Annotated in this window: 19 protein-coding genes and 1 pseudogene; 19 read left to right on the top strand and 1 reads right to left on the bottom strand. The window is 58.5% G+C overall.

The window, feature by feature from the left end; all coding sequences use genetic code 11:
* The first annotated feature begins 84 nt into the window (after positions 1 to 84).
* From HGP31_RS11380 to HGP31_RS30955, 7 genes and pseudogenes are all read left to right on the top strand, one after another.
* Positions 85 to 630: a terminase small subunit gene (locus HGP31_RS11380; RefSeq protein ID WP_168757711.1), complete on the top strand. Its 546-nt coding sequence runs from the start codon at positions 85 to 87 to the stop codon at positions 628 to 630.
* Positions 602 to 2,539, top strand: a complete 1,938-nt coding sequence (locus tag HGP31_RS11385; protein ID WP_168757712.1) for a phage terminase large subunit family protein — start codon at positions 602 to 604, stop codon at positions 2,537 to 2,539. Before HGP31_RS11380 ends, HGP31_RS11385 begins: the two co-directional genes overlap by 29 nt.
* A gap of 8 nt (positions 2,540 to 2,547) precedes the next feature.
* Complete coding sequence (locus HGP31_RS11390) at positions 2,548 to 2,757, top strand: phage head-tail joining protein (RefSeq protein WP_168757713.1); 210 nt, start codon at positions 2,548 to 2,550, stop codon at positions 2,755 to 2,757.
* Positions 2,754 to 4,274 (top strand): phage portal protein, encoded by a 1,521-nt coding sequence (locus HGP31_RS11395; RefSeq protein ID WP_168757714.1) that lies wholly within the window; start codon positions 2,754 to 2,756, stop codon positions 4,272 to 4,274. Before HGP31_RS11390 ends, HGP31_RS11395 begins: the two co-directional genes overlap by 4 nt.
* A 7-nt stretch (positions 4,275 to 4,281) precedes the next feature.
* On the top strand, positions 4,282 to 6,237 hold the full coding sequence (locus HGP31_RS11400) for a prohead protease/major capsid protein fusion protein (RefSeq protein WP_168757715.1): 1,956 nt from the start codon (positions 4,282 to 4,284) through the stop codon (positions 6,235 to 6,237).
* Between the two features lie 79 nt (positions 6,238 to 6,316).
* A complete protein-coding gene (locus tag HGP31_RS11405; RefSeq protein WP_168757716.1) occupies positions 6,317 to 6,667 on the top strand; it encodes a DUF2190 family protein in 351 nt (116 codons plus the stop codon).
* Positions 6,668 to 6,693: 26 nt separating this feature from the next.
* Positions 6,694 to 6,972 (top strand): annotated as a pseudogene (locus HGP31_RS30955) (head-tail joining protein); the annotation flags it as partial.
* Between the two features lie 49 nt (positions 6,973 to 7,021).
* Here HGP31_RS30955 and HGP31_RS11410 read toward each other — a convergent pair.
* Positions 7,022 to 8,290 (bottom strand): IS110 family RNA-guided transposase, encoded by a 1,269-nt coding sequence (locus HGP31_RS11410; RefSeq protein WP_042955929.1) that lies wholly within the window; start codon positions 8,288 to 8,290, stop codon positions 7,022 to 7,024.
* Between the two features lie 272 nt (positions 8,291 to 8,562).
* On the opposite strand from HGP31_RS11410, the gene HGP31_RS11415 reads away from it, so the two are divergent.
* The 12 genes from HGP31_RS11415 to HGP31_RS11470 all read left to right on the top strand — a co-directional run bounded on the left by HGP31_RS11415 (position 8,563) and on the right by HGP31_RS11470 (position 19,970).
* Complete coding sequence (locus tag HGP31_RS11415; RefSeq protein ID WP_168757717.1) at positions 8,563 to 9,117, top strand: hypothetical protein; 555 nt, start codon at positions 8,563 to 8,565, stop codon at positions 9,115 to 9,117.
* Entirely contained in the window at positions 9,114 to 9,305 is a 192-nt protein-coding gene (locus HGP31_RS11420; protein WP_168757718.1) for a DUF2635 domain-containing protein, read from the top strand. Before HGP31_RS11415 ends, HGP31_RS11420 begins: the two co-directional genes overlap by 4 nt.
* Positions 9,302 to 10,774 (top strand): phage tail sheath C-terminal domain-containing protein, encoded by a 1,473-nt coding sequence (locus HGP31_RS11425; RefSeq protein WP_168757719.1) that lies wholly within the window; start codon positions 9,302 to 9,304, stop codon positions 10,772 to 10,774. Before HGP31_RS11420 ends, HGP31_RS11425 begins: the two co-directional genes overlap by 4 nt.
* A gap of 25 nt (positions 10,775 to 10,799) precedes the next feature.
* Positions 10,800 to 11,168, top strand: coding sequence for a phage tail tube protein (locus tag HGP31_RS11430; protein ID WP_168757720.1), 369 nt, complete (start codon positions 10,800 to 10,802; stop codon positions 11,166 to 11,168).
* On the top strand, positions 11,168 to 11,470 hold the full coding sequence (locus tag HGP31_RS11435; protein WP_168757721.1) for a hypothetical protein: 303 nt from the start codon (positions 11,168 to 11,170) through the stop codon (positions 11,468 to 11,470). The genes HGP31_RS11430 and HGP31_RS11435 overlap by 1 nt, the downstream gene beginning before the upstream one ends.
* Before the next feature lie 100 nt (positions 11,471 to 11,570).
* Positions 11,571 to 13,658: a phage tail tape measure protein gene (locus HGP31_RS11440; RefSeq protein WP_168757722.1), complete on the top strand. Its 2,088-nt coding sequence runs from the start codon at positions 11,571 to 11,573 to the stop codon at positions 13,656 to 13,658.
* Positions 13,659 to 13,670: 12 nt separating this feature from the next.
* Complete coding sequence (locus tag HGP31_RS11445) at positions 13,671 to 14,999, top strand: DNA circularization protein (protein WP_168757723.1); 1,329 nt, start codon at positions 13,671 to 13,673, stop codon at positions 14,997 to 14,999.
* On the top strand, positions 14,992 to 16,116 hold the full coding sequence (locus tag HGP31_RS11450) for a phage baseplate assembly protein (protein ID WP_168757724.1): 1,125 nt from the start codon (positions 14,992 to 14,994) through the stop codon (positions 16,114 to 16,116). Before HGP31_RS11445 ends, HGP31_RS11450 begins: the two co-directional genes overlap by 8 nt.
* Positions 16,113 to 16,628 carry a phage baseplate assembly protein V gene (locus tag HGP31_RS11455; protein ID WP_168757725.1) on the top strand — a complete coding sequence of 172 codons (516 nt, stop codon included), beginning with the start codon at positions 16,113 to 16,115 and terminating at the stop codon, positions 16,626 to 16,628. The genes HGP31_RS11450 and HGP31_RS11455 overlap by 4 nt, the downstream gene beginning before the upstream one ends.
* Entirely contained in the window at positions 16,628 to 17,095 is a 468-nt protein-coding gene (locus tag HGP31_RS11460; protein WP_168757726.1) for a phage GP46 family protein, read from the top strand. Before HGP31_RS11455 ends, HGP31_RS11460 begins: the two co-directional genes overlap by 1 nt.
* Positions 17,095 to 18,153: a baseplate J/gp47 family protein gene (locus HGP31_RS11465; protein ID WP_168757727.1), complete on the top strand. Its 1,059-nt coding sequence runs from the start codon at positions 17,095 to 17,097 to the stop codon at positions 18,151 to 18,153. The genes HGP31_RS11460 and HGP31_RS11465 overlap by 1 nt, the downstream gene beginning before the upstream one ends.
* 8 nt (positions 18,154 to 18,161) lie before the next feature.
* Entirely contained in the window at positions 18,162 to 19,970 is a 1,809-nt protein-coding gene (locus HGP31_RS11470; protein ID WP_168757728.1) for a YmfQ family protein, read from the top strand.
* Positions 19,971 to 19,990: the final 20 nt, after the last annotated feature.

Consider the following 19,990-nt stretch of genomic DNA (forward strand, 5'->3'; position numbering starts at 1 on the left):
GGACCCCCAGCCCCATGCGGGTAATTCGGGCCCCGCCCATCAAATATGTATGACCTTTTTTCAGAGGTTGGTTGTTGTTTAATCATGGCCAAAAACGAAACAACCAAACAGCGCGGGTGGTTGAACAAATCCGAGATGGCCTCGAGCCTCGGGATTTCCCCGCAAGCCTTTGACAAATGGGGAGTTGCGCCCGTCGCACGCATCGGTCGAGAGGCGTTCTACACCGTGCAAAACGTGGTAGAAAATCGCGTTGACCACTCACAACGGAAACAACAACCGGCGGGTGAGGGAACCGAAGGTGTCGATCCGATGATCGAGTACAAGCTGCTCGAAGAGCGTCGAGGCCTGACCGCTGCCCAACGGATCGCCCAGGAGAAGAAGAACCTGGTGCTGGATAAGCAACTGGTGCCGGTTCCATTCGCCACATTCGCACTCGCCAAAATCGCTGCACAGATCGGCTCGAAACTGGACACCGTCGGCAAGACCGTCACTCGGCGTCACCCGGAGGTTGACCCTCGGATCATCGAGTCGGTGGAGCGGGAGATTGCGCTTGCTCGAAATATTGCTGCCAGCTTTGGTGAGCAACTTCCGGAATTATTAGATGAGTACGTTGAGTCCATGGCTGAATGATCTGCGTAAGTCGATCAAGCTAGGACTCCAGGCGCTCTACAAGGAACCACCGCAAACCGCCGTCGAGTGGGCGGATGCAAATTTCTACATGTCTGCCGAGTCCTCCTACAACGAGGGCAAGTGGACGACCGAGCCGTTTCAGGTTGCGATCCTGAACAGCATGGGCAACGACCTGATCAACGTCGTCAACTTCATCAAGTCGGCGCGGATCGGTTACACCAAGCTGTTGATGGCGAACATCGGCTACAAGATCCAGCACAAGCGCCGCAACGTCATGATGTGGAGCCCGACCGACCCGGACGCCGAGGACATCAGCAAAAGCCACGTCAACGGTATGATCCGTGACGTTCCTGTGCTTGGCGACTTGGCTCCTTGGTTCGGCCGCAAGCACAGCGACAACACCCTGGACCAGAAGATATTCGCCAACCGGCGAACCCTCTGGATTCGCGGAGGCAAGGCTTCGCGCAACTACCGTGAGAAATCCGCTGACGAGGTGATCTACGACGAGCTCTCGAACTTTGACGAAAGCGTCGAGGGTGAGGGCGCGCCGATCACGCTGGGCGACAAGCGACTCAACGGTGCGATCTACCCGAAGTCGATTCGTGGCTCTACGCCAAAACGTGTCGGCTCCTGCCAGATCACCAAGGCCGTCGAAGAGTCACCGTACCTGCTCAAATTTCACATTGACTGCCCGCACTGCCGGCAAGAGCAGACGCTCAAGTGGGGCGGCAAGGATTGCGAGTTCGGCCTGAAGTGGGAAAAGAACGCGCTGGGTGAGGCCGAGAAAGCCTGGTACGTGTGCGAACACGCGGCTTGCATCATCTGGCACAACGAAATGGTCGAGGCGTCCAAGACGGGCCGGTGGATCTGCGAGCACACCGGTATCTGGACCCGCGACGGCATGGACTGGTTTGGGGCGGATGACGAAATCATCCGCACGCCACGCTCGGTCAGCTTCAGTATCTGGGCGATCTACAGCACCTGGAGTACCTGGCTCAGCCTGGCCGAGGAATGGCTGAAGATCAAAGGCGATGTGTCGAAGCTCATCACCTTCATCAACACGACCCGCGGCGAAACGTGGGACGACGACCAGGGCGAGAAGCTTGACTCGGAAGTTCTGTACGGTCGCCGCGAAGTTTTCCCACAGGTACCGGCCCTCGGTCTGGTCCTTGTCGGTGGTATCGATACGCAGGACGACCGTTTCGAGGGTCGCGTATGGGCGTTCGGTCCCGGCGAGGAAGCCTGGTTGGTCCATCGTTTCATCTTGATGGGCGACCCGGCCAGCGAAGAACTACGCCGCAAGGTGGGGCTTGAGTTGCACCGGCAGTTCACCCGCGTGGACGGCACCATCATGAAGGTGGAGCGCTGGACCTGGGACGCCGGCGGCCACTATGCCGACGAGGTCTATGCGGAGAGCCGCAAGCACGGCGTGCACTGGGTTGTTCCAATCCGTGGCGCGACTGTCTACGGCAAGCCGATCGCAAACTTCCCGCGCACAAAGAACAAGGTGCACAAGGTCTACCTCACCGAGGTCGGTACCGACAACGCCAAAGAGCTGCTCTACAGCCGGATGGGGCTCCCCGTCGATACGGCTGCGTCCCAGGCGGGCATGTCTCAGCCCGGGGTGGTTCACCTTCCGGCCAACGACGCGATCTGCGACGAATCGGAAGTGAAGCAACTCACCTCTGAAAAAAAGAAAGCAGCCATATCCAAAGGCAAGCGCGTGATGCGCTGGGACAGCGGCGGCCGCCGAAACGAGGCTCTCGACTGCTTCGTGTACGCGCTCGCCGCGCTGCGCATCTGCCAGCAGCGGTTCGGGCTTGATCTCGATCTGCTGGTTGCAGCTGTAACTGGCGGCAATGAACCGGACGCTGAAGAACGGCCGCGGAAGAAATCAACCTTCTGGTAGCGAGACTTATGGCTTTCACAATCGAGCAGTACCAGGCCTTGCAAGCGGCCATCGCCGAAGGCGCGTTGTCCGTCCGCTACGCCGACAAGAGCGTCACCTACCGGTCACTCGACGAGATGATCCGGATTCTAAAGCTGATGGCCAATGATCTCGGGCTATCCGCGAACAACGACGGCGGACGCCGCTTCACATCATTCTCGAAAGGATTTTACCCATGAGCATGCTCGACAGCTTGTTCCCTGGGTACGCCGCGAAGCGCTCGGACGCGCGACTGAAAAAGCTGCGCACCGAGATGACGATGGACCTAATTAAGCGTCGGTTCGAGGGCGCGGCCGGCGGTCGCAGAAACGATAGGTGGCGTGCCACTGGCGCCGATGCGAACGCAGAGAATGCACCGGCTCTTGCGAAGCTTCGCAATCGAGCGCGCGACCAGCGCCGTAACAACCCGTTCGCTGAGCGAGCTATCACCGGCATCGCTGATAACGCCGTAGGCGCCGGTATCGTGCCGCTGCCATTGGCCAAGCGCGACCGTGATGGTCTGCGTTTGATGGACTTGTGGAAGGCTTGGGCAGAAACCACCTGCTGCGATGCTGACGGCCTGGAAGATTTCTACGGCCTGCAACACATGATCATGGAGGCCGTCGCTGAAAGCGGCGAATGCTTGATCCGTCGCCGGCGTCGATTCAGTTCCGACGGTCTGCCTGTCCCGGTTCAACTCCAGGTTCTTGAGGCTGACTTTCTCGACGAGAACAAGGCAGCAATCCTTGGCCTGAATGAAGTCATTCAGGGGGTCGAGTTCGACGCCCTAGGTCGCCGAGTGGCTTACTGGTTGTTCGATAAACATCCCGGCTCCAATGCGACATGGGGCTCCCTGCAGTCCACGCGGGTTCCCGCCGAAGATGTCATTCATGTGTTCTTGCGCAAGCGGCCAGGCCAGGCCCGTGGTTACACCTGGCTGGCGCCGGTGATCCAGCGCATGAGTAGCTTCGACGAGATGGAAGATGCCGTCATGGAGCAGGCGAAGATAGCTGCCTGCTTTGCGGCGTTCGTTACCAAGGACCCTGAAACCCATACGGGTGTGAAGAAGGGTCCTGCGCTCATTGATCGAATGGAGCCTGGGATTGTTCAGGAATTGTCGATGGGGGAAGCGGTTAGCTTCGGTACGCCGCCCACCTTCAATGGATACACAACCTATTCCTGGCAAGCGCTTCATGCCATCGCTGTCGGCCTTGGCGTCCCTTACGAGCTGCTGACCGGTGACCTCAAGGGGGTCAACTTTTCCAGCGGTCGTATGGGGTGGCTCAACTTTGCCCGGCGCGTAGACGTCTGGCAGTGGCGAATGCTGATCCCTCAGCTATGCGATCAGGTCTGGCGTTGGTTCATGGAGGCTCAAGTTCTGCTGCCCGGCGGCGTCACTGATGACGTCAAGGCTTACTGGGTTCCCCCTCGGCGCGACATGGTCGATCCGAAGTCGGAAACCGAAAACGTTATCACGCGAGTTCGCAATGGACTCACTACCTGGCCCGACGCTTTGCGGGAATTGGGCATCACAGACCCGAAACGGCACGCAGAGCAAATCCAGAAAGCCAACGAAATGATCGACGAATACGGCCTGGTCCTGGATTGCGACCCGCGCCGAGTCGCGGCCGCCGGCTCACCCAGTCAGCCGCCAACCAACGAAGAGAAACCAGACGATGCCAACTCCGAATCAGGCGACGACAAACAAGACGCATGAAACACCAATGCTCAGCCTGCGCGCCGCCGTTCGTGCGGGATCGGTAGACGTTGACGCGCGTACTGTCGAACTTACCTGGACTACTGGCGCAAAAGGTCGGCGCTGGTCTTGGGATGTTGGCAGTTACATGGAAGAGCTAGAGGTCAGCGAAGACGCTGTCCGGCTGGATCGCCTTAATAATGGTGCACCGTTCCTCAACGCCCATAACTCCTATGAGCTGGACGCCGTGATCGGTGTCGTCGAAAAGGCCTGGATCGAGGGCGCTGAAGGGCGTGCTCTTATCCGCTTCAGCCAACGGGATGACGTCGAAAAGATCTTCAAGGATGTTCAAGACGGAATCCTTCGCAACATTAGCGTCGGGTATGCGGTGCACCGATACGAGGTGACCGAAAGCGCCGACGACAAGCTGCCGACCTATCGCGCCGTCGATTGGGAGCCCATGGAAATTTCCTTGGTTCCGATCGGCTTCGACGACGGCGGCAAGTTCCGCAGCGCCAAGACTGCCGCTGATTACCAGGGCCAACGCTTCAACACCATTTTTGAAGTTCGCGAGGCTCCACAGCCTCCCGACCAACCGGCCGCCGTGGCCAACACCACCGAGGAAAACCCGATGACTGAAGAAGAAAAGCGCGCGGCCGAGGAGCAGATCCGCCGGCAAGCGGAAGAGGCTGAGCGCAAACGCAGCCTGACCATTCGCCAGATGGCGAAAAAGGTTGGCCTAGGTGACGATGTCGCTGATGACCTGGTAGCCCGCGGCGTATCGATCGCGGATGCCAGTGCTGCCCTGATCGACAAAGTGGCCGAACGCCAGGCTGGCAGCCAGACCGAAACACGCAACAGTCAGCCTACCGTCGTCGGTGGTTTGGATCAGACCGTTCTGACTGCTAAACGCGAAGCGATGCAGAACGCGTTGCTCAACCGTTGCAACCCAACCATCGCCCTGATTGATGGCGCCCGCGAGTTCCGCGGCATGCGCTTGCTCGATCTGGCGCGTGAGTGTGTAGAAACTGTCGGCGGCAATGCGCGCGGCATGCTTCCACAGGAAGTGGCGCGAGCAGCTCTCGGTTGTGACCGCACCGCCATGCGGGCCGCCGGCATGCAAACCACCAGCGACTTCCCGATCCTGCTCGGCGGTGGCGTCACTCGAACCCTTCGCGACGCATACGCCCAAGCTCCACAGACCTGGCGCCTGCTTGGGCAGCAGACCACTGTTCCCGACTTCCGTGCTACAACCCGGGCTGCCCTGGGTGATATCGCTGCACTGGAAGAGGTCAAAGAACACGGCGAGTACAAGTACGGCAAGCTCGAAGAAGAAGGCGCACCGATCCGCGTCACCAAATTCGGCAAGATCATTGCGATCACCTGGGAAGCGGTTATCAACGATGACTTGGGTGCACTCACCCGCATTCCTCGAGCGTATGGCCTGGCCGCAGCTGAGACTGAATCCAACCTGGTTTGGAACCTGATCCTCAGCAACCCTAACTTCACTGACAACAACCCGATCTATGTTGCTGCTCACGGCAACTTGGCTGCCAGTGGTGGCGCGATCAATACCACTACCCTGGGTGCCGCTCGCGCCGCAATGCGCAAGCAAAAATCCAAGGCTGGCGCCTTCCTCAATGTCGAGCCACGTTACTTGGTAGTCGGCCCTGACAAGGAGTTGGAAGCCTTTCAGTTCACCAGCTCTCAATATGTTCCGGCTAAGAACTCCGACATCAACGATGGTCGTAATACATCGCTGGTCGTCATCGTGGATGGCCGTATCACGGGTAACCAGTGGTACCTGTTCACTGAAGCCGGCCTCATTGACACCTTTGAATACGCCTATCTGGAAGGTGAGCCGGGCGTCTTCACCGAAACACGCGAAGGCTTCGAGGTCGACGGTATGGAAATCAAGGCGCGCCTGGTCTTCGGTGCGGCATGGATCGACTGGCGCGGGACGTACAAAAACCCAGGCGCTTAACCGCGTATACGCAGACCTAAAAGGGCGCCAGATGGCGCCATTTTAGTTTTCCAGTTTCAGTCTCGAAAGGGGACCTTGCATGAAGACTTTCATCCAGCGCGGCGACTGCCTCACCGTTATTGCACCGGCCGGGGGCACTGTCTCCGGTGAGCTTTATAAAGTTGGTTCGGTCATCGGCGTGGCAGCCACCACCGAAGTTGCCGGCGCGCCTGTGGTGCTCAAGCTCGAAGGTGTTTTTGGCCTGAACAAAATCAGCGCCCAAGCCTGGGCAGTGGGCGACCTGCTGTACATGAACACCACCTCCCGAGTGCTGACCAACGTCTCTGCCACCGGCCTGGTGCTGGTCGGCATGGCCACCGAGATTGCGGCCAACCCGAGCGCGACCGGTGCCTGCCGACTCAACGGCGTATCTGCTCCGGCACCGGTGTAATGGGCTGGGCCTCAATGGCCCAGCGCATGCTTGGCGTTTCGATCCGCACCTTCAGCGAACCTTCAGCGACCCTCGACCCTGAGGGCGCTGTGTACTGGCTGACTGATGGGGTAGAGCCTGGTGTGCCTCTGGCCCAAGCCGTGTTCGATACCGCACACATCTCCGTTGACCCCGAGACAGGTGCGCCGGTGTCGAGCCAAAACCCAATCCTTGGCATTCGCCTGGTCGATCTACCAAACAACCCAACAAACCGTGACCGGGTTCGAGCTCGCGGTGTGTTGTACATGATCAATGAACCGCAGTTCGATGGCGTGGCCGGCGTGACGATCCCCCTTCACGCCCTGAGCCTGTCCGTCAACCTGAGACTACCTCCATCGGCGCCTCTACCAACGTGGATCCACGCCCCGTCAAAGCCTGCAAGTAAGCCTTTTCGTCATAGTAGGTGCTGGTTTTCCAGCACCTATAGACGATTCTGATCCACTTGAAAGCGAGTGCTCTCAGGGTCGCCTGGTATGAGCAGCCTTTAGCCCGCTGCTGCCGATAATAAGCCTCGGCCCACGTTGATTGAGTGATGCTGTGAGCGGCCCATTCCACAAAGGTCTGACGCAAGAAGGTTGAGCATTGGTAGCGCCAATACACCACTGTCTTCTTGCCGCTACGCTGGGTCACGGGTGCGATTCCGGCATATCGCTGCATTGCATTGGCGTCGCTAAATCGATCACGCTGTTCACCAAAAGCCACCATCAGACGCGGTGCAAGATGTTGGCCGGCGCCAGGGAGTGCCTTGAAGATCGGGTAATCGGCCAAGCTGTTGGCCGTTTCTTGAATCTCGCGATCAAAATCCTTGAGGGTGCAAATGAGCCCTTTGAGTTGCGACGCCAAGGCTGTTGCGTACAACTGCGAAGGACGTATTACCCCCGGGTCCTGCGTCAAGGGCATCGCTTGGGTGATGATTTCCCAGCGCGTTTGATTGAGTTGAGCGTGACGAGCGTTGTGCTCGTTAAAGAACTTGAGAAAAGTACTCTGGCGAGAGCGCTTGAGGTGTTCAAGCGTGGGCCAGCGCATCAGAAAGTCACAGAACACCACGCTGTCATGATTGCTAAACAGCTCCAGGGCCGCTGGATAGTACTGTTTGAGCGTACAGATCAGGCGGTTGCTGACCTTTACTCGCTCATCAACCAGTGCCCGTCGATGTTCTGTCAGGCTGGCCAAAATACGCATCGCCGGGCTTTGCGGCATCAGCTGCGCAAACCGTTGGGGATAGGTGAGCAACAACTCAAGCGCCCATTGCGCATCGGTCGGATCATCCTTGGCACCGCTGCCGACAAAGGCTTTACGGTGTTTGGCCAAGGTACTCGGATTGATGGGGAACAGGCAAAAGAACTCGTACTTTTGCAGGGCCGCCACCAACGGGCCTTTGTTGAGCTCAAGAGCAATCGCAATCGGAGCGCCGTAGCGCTCAAATAACGATTTCGCCCAGCGATCAATCGACTGGGGCGTGTGGTCGATCACAGAGAAGTGCCGCCGGGATTCCCCCGCGACCTGCAAACACACGTCGTGCTTGGTATCGGCCCAATCTATTCCGACATAAGCAGTGAATCTCTGAGACAGGAGCGTTTGCATCAACAACCTCCACCGGCGCTAAAGTACATGCAGGGACATGCATGCTTGCGTCCAGCGAAAGCGATATAGAGAGCCGTGTCGGGCTTTCCCTGAGTATTCGTTAGAGGGCGCAAGCGCACCTGTGGGCTCGAAAGTGAAGGGGTAATCATCACGTGCTTGGGAGGCATATTCGTAGCCCACAGGTGCATGTTCCTTCCTTGATAAAACTGACTTCCAGACGCTGAAGTATGGAAGAAGAAAGGAACGGACAACCTATATCGGAAGGCATGACCATGGCACACCCAAGAGAAATGATCCGAAAGCAGGCCGTTGCGGTGCTGCTGGGCGCTACCAATGTCGGGGCAAGCGTTTATGCCAGCCGTGTGAGGCCGCTCATTTCCAACGGCTGGCAGAGCGAGCTCCCGGCGATCATCGTTTACACGATGGACGAGTCGGGCGAGATCTTTAATCAGGCGCCTCGCGAGTATCGGCGCCGCGTTGAGTTGGTGGTCGAGATCCACGCCGAAGGCAACGATGCGCTGGATGACACTCTTGATACGCTGGCCCGGCAGGTCGAGCGCTTGTTGCTCATGGACGACACCCTCGGCGACACCGCGAATGACCTGCAATACGTGCGTTCTCGCATGGTGCTGCTCGATCAGTCGGAGCAACTCACCGGCGCCTGCCGCCTGATCTTCGAGGCCGAGTACTTCGATCGTCACCCTGACGACCTGTTCAACCAGAGCTTGCCGGACCTGAACACGGTCACGACCGAGTACAGCCTGAGTAACGCGCAACCCAATCCGGCGGATCGTGCCAAAACGATCATCGAGGACCTGAACCCATGACAACGCAACAGCACGTTAAACCCGCCGTCGGCTGCCTGGTGCGCGACCCGGATACTTATGAGGCCCTGCCTGTGGAAGGCAAGCTGGTTGAAATGAACAGTTACTGGCTCCGCAAAGAAGCGGCCGGTGACATTGAAATCGTCGAGCCTGCCGTGCAGGACCTGAAACTCAAGGGTGACAAACAATGAGCATCGGATTTAACACAATCCCGGGCCCCGGCGCCCTGCACAAGCCAGGCGTGTACAGCGAGATTGATAACAGCCAGGCGGTGAGTGGCCCTCAGGCTGTGACTTATCGTCGTCTGCTGATCGGGCAAAAGCTCGTCGCCGGCCTCGCGCCTGCGGGCGCTTTGATCCGTATCACCAGCGCTGCACAAGCCGACACCCAGTTCGGTGCGGGGTCGATGCTGGCCGGCATGGTCCGTGCGGCCTTGGCCGTTGATAGCTACACCGAGCTGCAAGTCATGCCATTGGTCGATAATGCCGCCGGCGTTGCGGCGACCGGTACCCTGGTATTCACCGGTACCGCCACCGCGTCGGGCACCATTGAACTGATGATCGCTGGCCGGCGTGTCTCCGTTGGTGTGATCAGCGGCAACACTGCCGCGATCATTGCCACTGCCGTCGCCGCGGCCATCACGGCTGCCGCTGACATGCCGGTTACCGCTGCGGCCGCTACCGGCACGGTCACGCTCACCTGCCGTCATAAAGGCGAAGCTGGCAACAGCATCAACGCACGGGTGAATTACTACTCCGGTCAGGCTCTCCCTGCGGGGGTGACGCTTGTCATTACCGGGCTTGCCGGCGGCACCAGCAACCCTTCGCTGGCCACGGCACTCGCTGCTATCGGTGATGAGTGGTTCCACGCCTGGGGCGTCGCGTATTCCGATGCCGCTACGTTGGCCGAGCTCAAAGTAGAGTTGGATAGTCGCTTCGCGTGGGGTCGTGAGATTGAAGCGCATGCCTTTACGGCTGCACGCGGTACGCAGGGTACGCTCAGTGCTCTGGGGCGATCCCACAACAACGAACACCTGGTCATCGCGATGGCCAACGACGAGCCGATGCCGGCTTACGAAAAGGCCGCTGAAACGATGGCGATCGCTGCGTACTACGCGGCCATTGATCCAGCTCGCCCGATTCAGAACCTGCCTTACGTGTGGTGCCTGCCACCGGCAGCCGCCAATCGGTTGACCAACCAGGAGCGCAACCTGCTGCTGTTCGACGGCATCGCGACCACGAAGGTGAGCTCCGATGGCGTGATGCTCGCCGAGCGTTTGATCACCACCTACAAAACCAATGCAGCTGGCGCATCGGATATCAGTTACTTGGACAGCGAAACGCTGTTCACCCTGATGTACATCCGCCACGACTGGCGCGACTACATCCTGCGCAAGTACCCGCGCCACAAACTCGCCGACGACGGCACCCGTTACGGCATCGGCCAGGCGGTGGTCACCCCGGTCGTAATGAAGGCCGAAGCCATCGCCAAGTTCCGCGAGTGGGAGGATTTGGGCCTGGTCGAGAACATCGACGACTTCAAGGCCAATCTCATTGCCGAGCGCAATGCCAGTGACCCGAACCGGATGGATGTGCTCTTGCCGCCGGACCTGGTCAATCAACTGCGGATCGTCGCCAACAAAATTCAGTTCCGCCTGTAACGGCGGCAGCCAGGAGAAATAGAACATGGCAGGCAAAAACCGCATCGGCGGGATCATCGCCTTGAAGCTCAACGGCGACATGTACTTCGCCAAGGGCAACTTCACCTACAACCTCGGCAAGCCGAAGAAGGAAGGTGTGGTCGGTAGCGATCGCGTCCACGGCTACAAGGAAGTGCCGCAGGTTCCTTTCATTGAGGGCGAGATCACCGACCGCAATGAGTTGAATCTGGAAGACCTGGTCACCCTTGATGACGCCACTGCCACGCTGGAACTGGCGAACGGCAAGGTCATCATGCTGCGTGAAGCCTGGTACGCCGGCGAGGGCACCGGCAACACCGAAGAGGGCAACATTGCTCTTCGTCTCGAAGGCATGTCGGCTGAGGAGGTTCGCTAATGGCAAAGGAAAAAGTAATCCAGTTGGTCGAGCCTGCCGAGTTTGGCAAGCAATCCTTCACCGAGGTCACCGTCACCCGGAAGTTGAAGTACCTGCGTGGCCACGCGCTGCGCATTACTTCGGACGGTAAGGGCAGCGGCGGCGTCGACATGGACTTCGCCACCCTGATTGACCTCGCGGCCAAGATGGTTGGCCAGCCAACCGCCATGATCGAAGAGCTCAGCGAGGATGATCAGGCGGTCCTGATTCAAGAAGCCCGAGATTTTTTACTGAAGCACCTCGGGGGTGGGAGTCAGGAGTGACTGTCGTCGTCAAGGTGATGGGCGTTCAGCCCACGGAAGTCATGGAAATGGATTTCGAACAGCTGGACTGGTGGCTTGAACGCACTGAGGAATGGGTCGGATGGCAAACAAAGGATACTCCCTAGACGTCGTCATCAAGGCCGTCGACAAGCTCACCGCTCCATTGCGCGGCATGTTCTCCAAGGTTAAGCAAGCCAGTGCCGGTGTGACCGGCGCACTTGATCGTACTGGTCTGCCAGTGTTCGCGAACAGCCTTAAGGGTGTTGGTGGCGCTATTGGCGGAATAGGTACTGCCGTCAGTTCCAGCGCAAAGAAAATCCTGGGGTTAGGGGCGACACTGGGCATCACCGGTGCCGCCTTGAACTTGTTCTTCCAGGGTTTCGCTGATGCCACTGGCGCGATCGGCGACACCGCCGAGCGCACGGGTATCAGCCGCGAGCGGTTCCAGGAGCTAAGCTTCGCGGCGAAGCTGACGGGGTCGTCTGCCGAGACCTTGGGCGGTGCGCTGCAAAAAATGCAGATCAACGTCGGTAAGGCGACAGCAGGCTCGAAAGACCTGAAGGAGATGTTCAAGGGGCTGGGCATCAATATCAAAGACTCTTCAGGCAAACTGAAAAGTACCGATGCTTTGTTCGACACGTTCGTTAACCGAATCTCCAAGATCAAAGACCCGTCGTTGCAGGCGGAAGCAGCGGTGAAAATCTTCGGCAAGAGTGCTACTGAGCTGCTGCCACTGATTCGTGGCGGTGGCGCGGGTATCAAGGACATGGCGGACGAAGCTCGTCGCTTGGGTATCGTCATCTCCGATAGCGCCGTGCGCGAGGGCGAGACCTTCGGTGACACGCTGGACACGCTCCATACCGCTCTGAGCGGTGTTGGCAACTCAATAGGCAGTTCGCTGGTGCCACAACTGAACATTCTCGGTTCGAAGTTGATCGACAACATCGTCAAGTACCGACCGCAGATCGAGGCGTTCGCGACCAGCTTTGCTGAAAACTTGCCCGGCAACATCGAAAAGGTCACTGGCTTTATTAATGACCTTTACGACGGTATCCAACCAGTGATTAAGGTGATTGGCGAGCTAAGCGACACATTCGGCGGAGCAAACATCGTGTTAGCTGTGCTAGGTGCATACATCGGCGGCGGATTGCTTGTAAGCCTCGTGAGCCTGGTTGGAGCAATTAAGACTGTCGGTGTAGCTTTGCTGACAACACCTGTGGGTTGGTTCCTGCTAGCCGTTTTAGCGATTGGTGCAGCGGCGTACGTAATCTACAAAAACTGGGACGGCCTGGTCGCATTCTTCACGGAGAAATGGGCCGGCGTGAAAGCGGCGTTCAGCGACGGCATCATCAACGGTATTGTGAAGCTTTGGCTTGAGTACAACCCGGTCACTTTGATGATGGAGGCTTTTAACGGGCTGGTTCAATATCTGACCAGTTGGGACCTCAGTGCAATCATCGGGACCAAGTTCAGCGCTATTGTTAAGGTTTGGAACGAATACAATCCGGTCGCCTTGATACAGGTGGCGTTCAACGGGCTGGTTCAATACCTGACCAGCTGGGACCTCAGTGCAATCATTGGGGCCAAGTTCAACGCCATTGTTAAGGTTTGGAACGAATACAACCCGGTTACGTTGATGCAGGAGGCATTCAACGGGTTGGTCCAATTCCTCAGTGCCTGGGACCTTAGTGCAATCCTTGGAACCAAGTTCAGTGCCATCGTGAACGTTTGGCTCGAGCACAACCCGGTCAAGTTGATGATGGAGTCCTTCGGCGGGCTGATCAAATATCTGACCGGATGGGACCTGGGAGCAATCCTCGGTTCGAAAATATCGGATGCCGTCGCTGCGTTAAAAAACGGTTTACCCGATTGGGCGAAAAAGCTGCTGGGTATTGACGGTGCCTCGATGGGTGACGTGACGGGTGCTGATCCTGGAACCTCCAGCGTCGCCGCAGCCTTGGCCACCGATCCAAACGCCGCACTTGGGCCGCGCCGTTCAGTCACTGAGTTGGGCCAGCGCGCAGCTCAGGTTGGTCAGACCGCTGCGCAGGCAGTCGAACAGCCAGCGCAGAAAGTGTTGGTGCAAGTCGACATGAACAACCTGCCGCCAGGCACCAAGGTTAAAACCGAGGGCAGCCAGGGCGCGACGTTCGACACCGACCTCGGTTACTCAATGATGGCCCCCTAACCGGAGTTTTCCATGACTTGGCGAGACACCTACCGCGCCGCGACCTTTCGCGGCGTGGCCTTTTTTGTGGAAAGTGCGGACAGCAGCCACGGTCGGCGTCAAGCCGTCCACGAAACTGCACAGCGCGACACTCCGTACACCGAAGACCTGGGTCGGAAGTCCCGTGAGTTTTCGGTTGTCGGCTATCTGCTCGGTAAGGACTACCACCTAAACCGGGACGAATTGATCAAAGCCTGCGAGGTCGCCGGCCCGGGTGCTCTGGTTCACCCGTATCGCGGGGAAATGAACGTTGTTTGTCGCGGCCTGAACATCAGCGAGACCGCGGCTGAAGGTGGAAAGTGCACTATCGCACTCACATTTTTGGAAGCGGGGGAGGCGGCCTACCCATCGGCAAATGTTGATAGCGTCAATGCGATCAGCGCCAAGGGCAACACCGTCACCGCTGCAGCGGAATCAAGCTTTTTGTCTGACTTCCTGACCACAGGATTTCCCGCCTACGTGGCGGAATCTGCTGCGTCAGGGCTGGCAGGCCTTGGTGAGTACATGGCGGCGCCGGGCTTGAATTTCTCCGGTGACTTGAAGGCAGCATCTGACTTTTACCTGCAAGCGCGTGGGCTTGTTTCCGACGCTTCAAGTTTGGTCCAGAAGCCATTGAATATGGTCAGCCGTATCACCGGTTTGATCGGTTCGGTTCGCTCCGCTTTTGGAGCAAACGCTTTCAGCATGCTGACCAGTTTGTTTGACCGTTCGCCGAGGACCTATACAGGCAGTACCGCAACGCCAAGCCGCCAGCAGCAGGCCACCAATGCAATTGCGATGAATGCACTGGTGCGCCAGGTGGCTGTAGCCGAGGCCGCCAAGGCTGCGGTCGTTACGCAAACCCCGGTGGTTACGACGACGGCTGTCACGCAGGCATCGACAGGAGTACCTCGGACGGCACTGGGTATTCCGCAGGGATCGAAAAGAGCAACGCAGACGGCGCCTGGTGTTACGCAAACGCTCCCTGTTCCAACCGTTTACGACAGCTATCAGGCAGCAATCAAAGTCCGAGAGGATCTGGTCGACCGTATAGACGCCGAAAGCGAAGTCACGCCGAACGATGAAGTGTACGTCGCACTGTCTGATTTGCGTACCAGTGTGGTTCAGGCCGTGCCCAACCCGGAACAAAACCTTGCCCGGATTGTTCAGTACGTGCCGCGTGAAACGCTGCCTTCCTTGCTGGTGGCTTATCAGATCTACGGCGACGCCGGACGCGCCGATGACATCTCGAACCGCAATTCAGCGCGACACCCGGGTTTTTTAATGGGCGGACAACAGCTCGAGGTACTCGCAGATGGATGACTTGGAGCTGTTGGTCAACGGTATGAAGTACGCCGGCTGGACTTCTCTTGGTGTCACCCGTGCGATCGATGCGGCAACCACGGCCTTCACGGCATCGCTCACCGAAAAATGGGAGGCGGGAAACCGATCGCTGGCACAAGTAGAGCCCTGGCCGATTCTCCCGGGTGATGCGTGCGAGGTCAGGCTAGCCGGCTTTCCGATGGTGATCGGCTACGTGGATATTTTCAAACCGTCCTACAGTGCGAACGACCACACGATCAACGTGCAGGGCCGGGATAAGGTTGCCGACCTGGTGGATTGCAGCGCGGTGCACGCGCCGGATGAATGGAAAAACATCGACCTGCTCAAGTTTGCGCAGATCCTCGCTGCTCCGTTCGGGGTGACGGTGAAGGCGGATATAGCCGTTGGTGAGCCGTTTCAGGTCTGCAAGCTTCAACAGGGCGAAACAGCCTTCAAAGCGATTGAGCGCTACGCCCGGCAACGCAAGGCGCTGTTAATGCCTGACGGCGCTGGCGGGTTGTTGATTACCCGTGCAGGCGTTCGGCGCGCCACAACTGCTCTGGTGCAGGGTGAAAACATCCTCAATGCCAGCGGCACCATTGATCACAGCCAGCGGTTCAGCAACTACCAGGTGAAAGGTCAGGCAAGTTACAGCCCCGACAGCACCGGAGAAACCGAGGCTCACATCGAAGGCAGCGTTACCGACAGCGGCATCAAACGTTATCGACCAATGCTACTGGTCGCCGAGATCGGCGGCACAACTGCAAGCCTGCAGGATCGCGCCACGTGGGAGGCGAACAGCCGAATTGGCAAGTCCGCTGCTGCCAGCGTTTCAGTCTATGGATGGCGGCAAAGCCCAGGCGGAGCGCTGTGGGAACCCGGCATGCTGGTCTACGTCCGATCGTCCTGGCTTCGCATGGATGGTTGGATGCTAATCCGCCAAGTCACTTACGAGCGCGGCGAAGGCGGGACCACGGCCAAGCTTGAGATCGTCAGCCCGCAGGCCTTCGACCCAGAGCCACCCGACGGTAAGAAAGCGAAAAAAACAAAGGCCGGCAAAAAGGGTCAGCGCAACATTTGGGCTGAAGCCATCGGCGAAGAGGATCCACCGAAATGAGGGAAGCGCTCCGCGAGATTGGCAGCCGCGTAATGATGATGTTCTCCCGTGGCGTGCTGCGGGGCGTCAATGATTCCGGCCCCAGGCAACAGGTGCAGGTTGAGTTGCTCAAGGATGAACTCCGCGATGGGCTTGAGCACATGCAGAACTACGGATTCACCAGTCACCCGAAAGGCGGTGATGTTGCGGTCGCTTTTCTGGGGGGCAACCGGGAGCAGGGGATTGTCCTGGTTGTCGATGACCGCCGGTACCGCATCCCTCTGCTCGCCGGTGAGGTGGCCATCTACGACGACTTGGGCAACAAGATCGAGTTGCTGCGCGAGATGGTGAAGGTGACGGCTGTTCAGCACCTGGAAGCAGTGGCGCCGACGATCAAGCTGGTGGGCGATCTTGAAGTGATCGGCAACATCACCAGCACCGGCACCATCAAGAACAACGGTAAGGACATCGGTAGCACCCATAAACACAACGGGGTTACTGCCGGTAGTGGAACCTCAGGAGTGCCGATCTGATGGCTGATGCCGCAATGGTAATGACTGAAAACGGCGGAGAGCTGTTGTTGTCGGGCTTCGATTTGGCGCGAGATGACGGCCTAGAGACGGCAGTCATCATCAGCCTCTTCACCGATCGCCGGGCTAGCGCCGAGCAGCTCCCCGTGGAGCTGCCGCAGGATGATCTGCGTGGTTACTGGGGCGATATCGGTAACGCCACACCGTCGGACCAGACCGGGTCGCTGCTCTGGCTGCTGGCGCGAGAAAAGCAACTTCCGCAGATCCTTGGGCGTGCTCAGCAGTATTGCCGGGAGGCATTGGCCTGGATGGTGGAGGACCTGGTAGCAACTCGCGTTGAGGTGAAAGCGGAGTTCGTTGCCCAAGGCTGGATGCTGATTCTCGTCGATATTTTCCGACCGACCGGTTCGCCGGTTCGCTATCGCTTCAATTACGAATGGGCGGCTCAAGCCGCGAAGAGGCCTGCCTGATGCCATTTGCTCGACCAACACTCACCGAGCTCATTGACCGCGTGATCACCGACATCAGCAGTCGGGTGACCGGCGTCGACAGTGCGGTGCTTCGGCGATCGCTGCTCGGGGTCATCGGCCAGTCCGAAGCCGGGGCTGTGCATATGCTGTACGGCCACCTGGACTGGATCGCCAAGCAATCGGTTATCGACACCGCTGATACGGAATACCTCGAACGTTGGGCTGCCATCTGGAAAGTCGTTCGCAAGACTGCCGGTTTTGCCAGTGGTTCGGTTGCCTTTTCCGGTACTGCCGGTTCCACCATTCTCGATGGGACCATTGTGCAGCGCCAAGACGGAGTCCAGTACAAGGTGCTCGGTGACGCCGTATTCGGCAGTGGGCCATTGGTAGTGCCGGTTCTGGCGCTGGAGGCTGGTGAAGCCGGCAATTTTGGCTCAGGGTTGCCGATCTTCCTGTTGTCACCGATCGCTGGCATCCAGTCGACAGGGACAACAGCAACCAAGATCGAGAACGGTGTCGACACGGAGTCGGATCAACGGCTGTTGGCCAGGTTGCTGGCGCGAATTCAGCAGCCTCCACACGGCGGCGCAGATTTTGATTACCAGATGTGGGCTTTGGAAGTGGCCGGTGTCACCCGGGTCTGGGTATACCCGCGCCAGATGGGCGCCGGCACTGTAACGGTCCTGTTCGTCTGTGATGACCTTCCGGACATCATTGCAACACCGGCCAAGGTGGCGGAGGTGCAGGCCTATATCAACGCCCGTGCGCCAGTGACTGCCGAGGTCTTTGTCGCAGCGCCAATCGCCGATTCCTTGAACCTGACGATCAAGCTCACACCGAACACTACAACCGTTCAAAACGCTGTCCGCGCGGAATTGACGGATCTCATCGACCGCGACTCCGCACCTGGTGGGACGATCCTGATCAGCCGCCTACGCGAAGCCGTGTCGCTTGCCGCCGGCGAGAACAACAACCAGATCGTCACACCAACTGCTGACGTGGCGCACGCCACCGGCCATATGCCAATTCTAGGCACCCTTACTTTCTCCAGCTTCTAGGAGGCGCAATGTCGACAGCTGCTGAATACAGGGAGCAGCTTAAAGCGCTGCTTCCACCTGGACAGGCATTCCCCCGCGACCCTGGTACCACACTGCACGATCTTCTTGATGGGATGTCGCTCGAGCTGGCTCGTGTTGATGACCGTGCCAGCGCGCTACCGCAAGAAGTGAATCCGAATACGACCTTGGAATTGCTCCCAGACTGGGAACGCGTGGCGGGTCTTCCAGACAAATGTTCGGGAACCCTTGAGGAAACGTTGCAGGGACGGCGCAACGCCTTGCTGGCAAAACTTACCAGCACCGGCGGGCAATCGGCGGATTACTTCATTCAGCTTGCAGCATCCCTTGGATACGCCGTGACGATCGAAGTGTTCCGCCCATTTCGCGCGGGCAGCTCCGTCGCAGGCGATGTATTGAGCAATGGCGACTGGGTCTTCGCCTGGCGTATACATGCCCCGGATGTGACGGTGATTCCCTTTCGGGCCGGCCTTTCTGTTACCGGTGAGCGTCTGCGTGTTTGGGGCAGCGACACTCTCGAGTGCAAGATCCGTCAGCTGGCACCGGCGCATACCATCCCGATCTTCGCCTATGGCGACGCCACGCTCGACCTCAACTTCGTGCAGGACACCTATCGGTCAGGCGCAAATAACACAACTTTCGCTGGCCTGATCACGTTCACGCGGTCGACGACTGCCGGGCGTTTCAACGCAGCAGGCCTGTTCGAGATGGTACCGATCAATCAGCCCCGGTTCGATTACGACCCGCTGACGTTGGCACCTAAAGGTCTGCTAATGGAGGAGGCGCGTACAAACCTACTGCGGTTTAGTGCTCAGTTCGATAACGCCGCGTGGATCAAGTTTGAGACAACGGTATCGGCCAATGCTACGGCCGCGCCTGACGGCACTTTAACTGCAGACAAGATGGTGGAAAGTACAAATACGACCTCTCACACTGCGGACCAGCAGATTAACGGGACCTACACCGCCGGGCAGGTTTTCTGCGCGTCGTGCTTTCTAAAGGCCGGAGAGCGGTCATCCATCCGGATGAACCTGTATTACGCCGTGGGTAGCACTGGCGGGCGACAGATTGTTTTCAACCTTGCCACAAAGTCCATCACCTCGAAGGATCCGGCCATTCCGACTGCTGGGGTGGAGGACGTAGGCAACGGATGGCTACGCTGCTGGTTTACTGGCGTCGTGGATACTCCTGCGGAGACGCGACTGCTAATGCGCGTCCAACTGGCCATCGGAACCACGACAACCTATGCCGGGGACGGGACTTCGGGAGCATATTTTTGGGGGGCGGACATTCAGGAGAGTGCATCACTGCTTTCCCATATCCCGACAACTACTGTACCGGTTACGCGCTCTGCCGATGTAGCGGCGGTGAACACGCTGACGCCTTGGTTCAGCCCGGCACGCGGCACCCTCTATTCCGAAGCGACAAACGTTGGCCCGTCGGGTACCACCATTGCTCAGCTGGGCAGTCTTTCTGATCGAATCCTGACGTCGGTAGCGCCTTCGGGAATAGCGGGGACTGGCGGAGCGACGATTGTCGGCTCGGTGAACCAAGCGAGCATGCAGTCAGCAGTGGGCGCTCCAGGGCAGAAAGTCGCCTTCGCCTACTCCACAGATGACTTCGCCTGCGCCACCAACGGGGTTCTTATCGGGACGGATACGTCTGGCTCACTGCCTAGCGTGTCATCCCTGTTGTTGGGTCGGAATGGGGCATCAACGACCAACTGCCACATCCGCCAGATCACCTACTCACCGAAACGGCTCAGCAACGAACGCCTGCAGGCTATGACTGCGCCTTGACCATCCACTACGGAGAACAA

The organism is Pseudomonas umsongensis, from assembly GCF_012647205.1.
In the GTDB taxonomy this organism is placed as follows: domain Bacteria; phylum Pseudomonadota; class Gammaproteobacteria; order Pseudomonadales; family Pseudomonadaceae; genus Aquipseudomonas; species Aquipseudomonas umsongensis.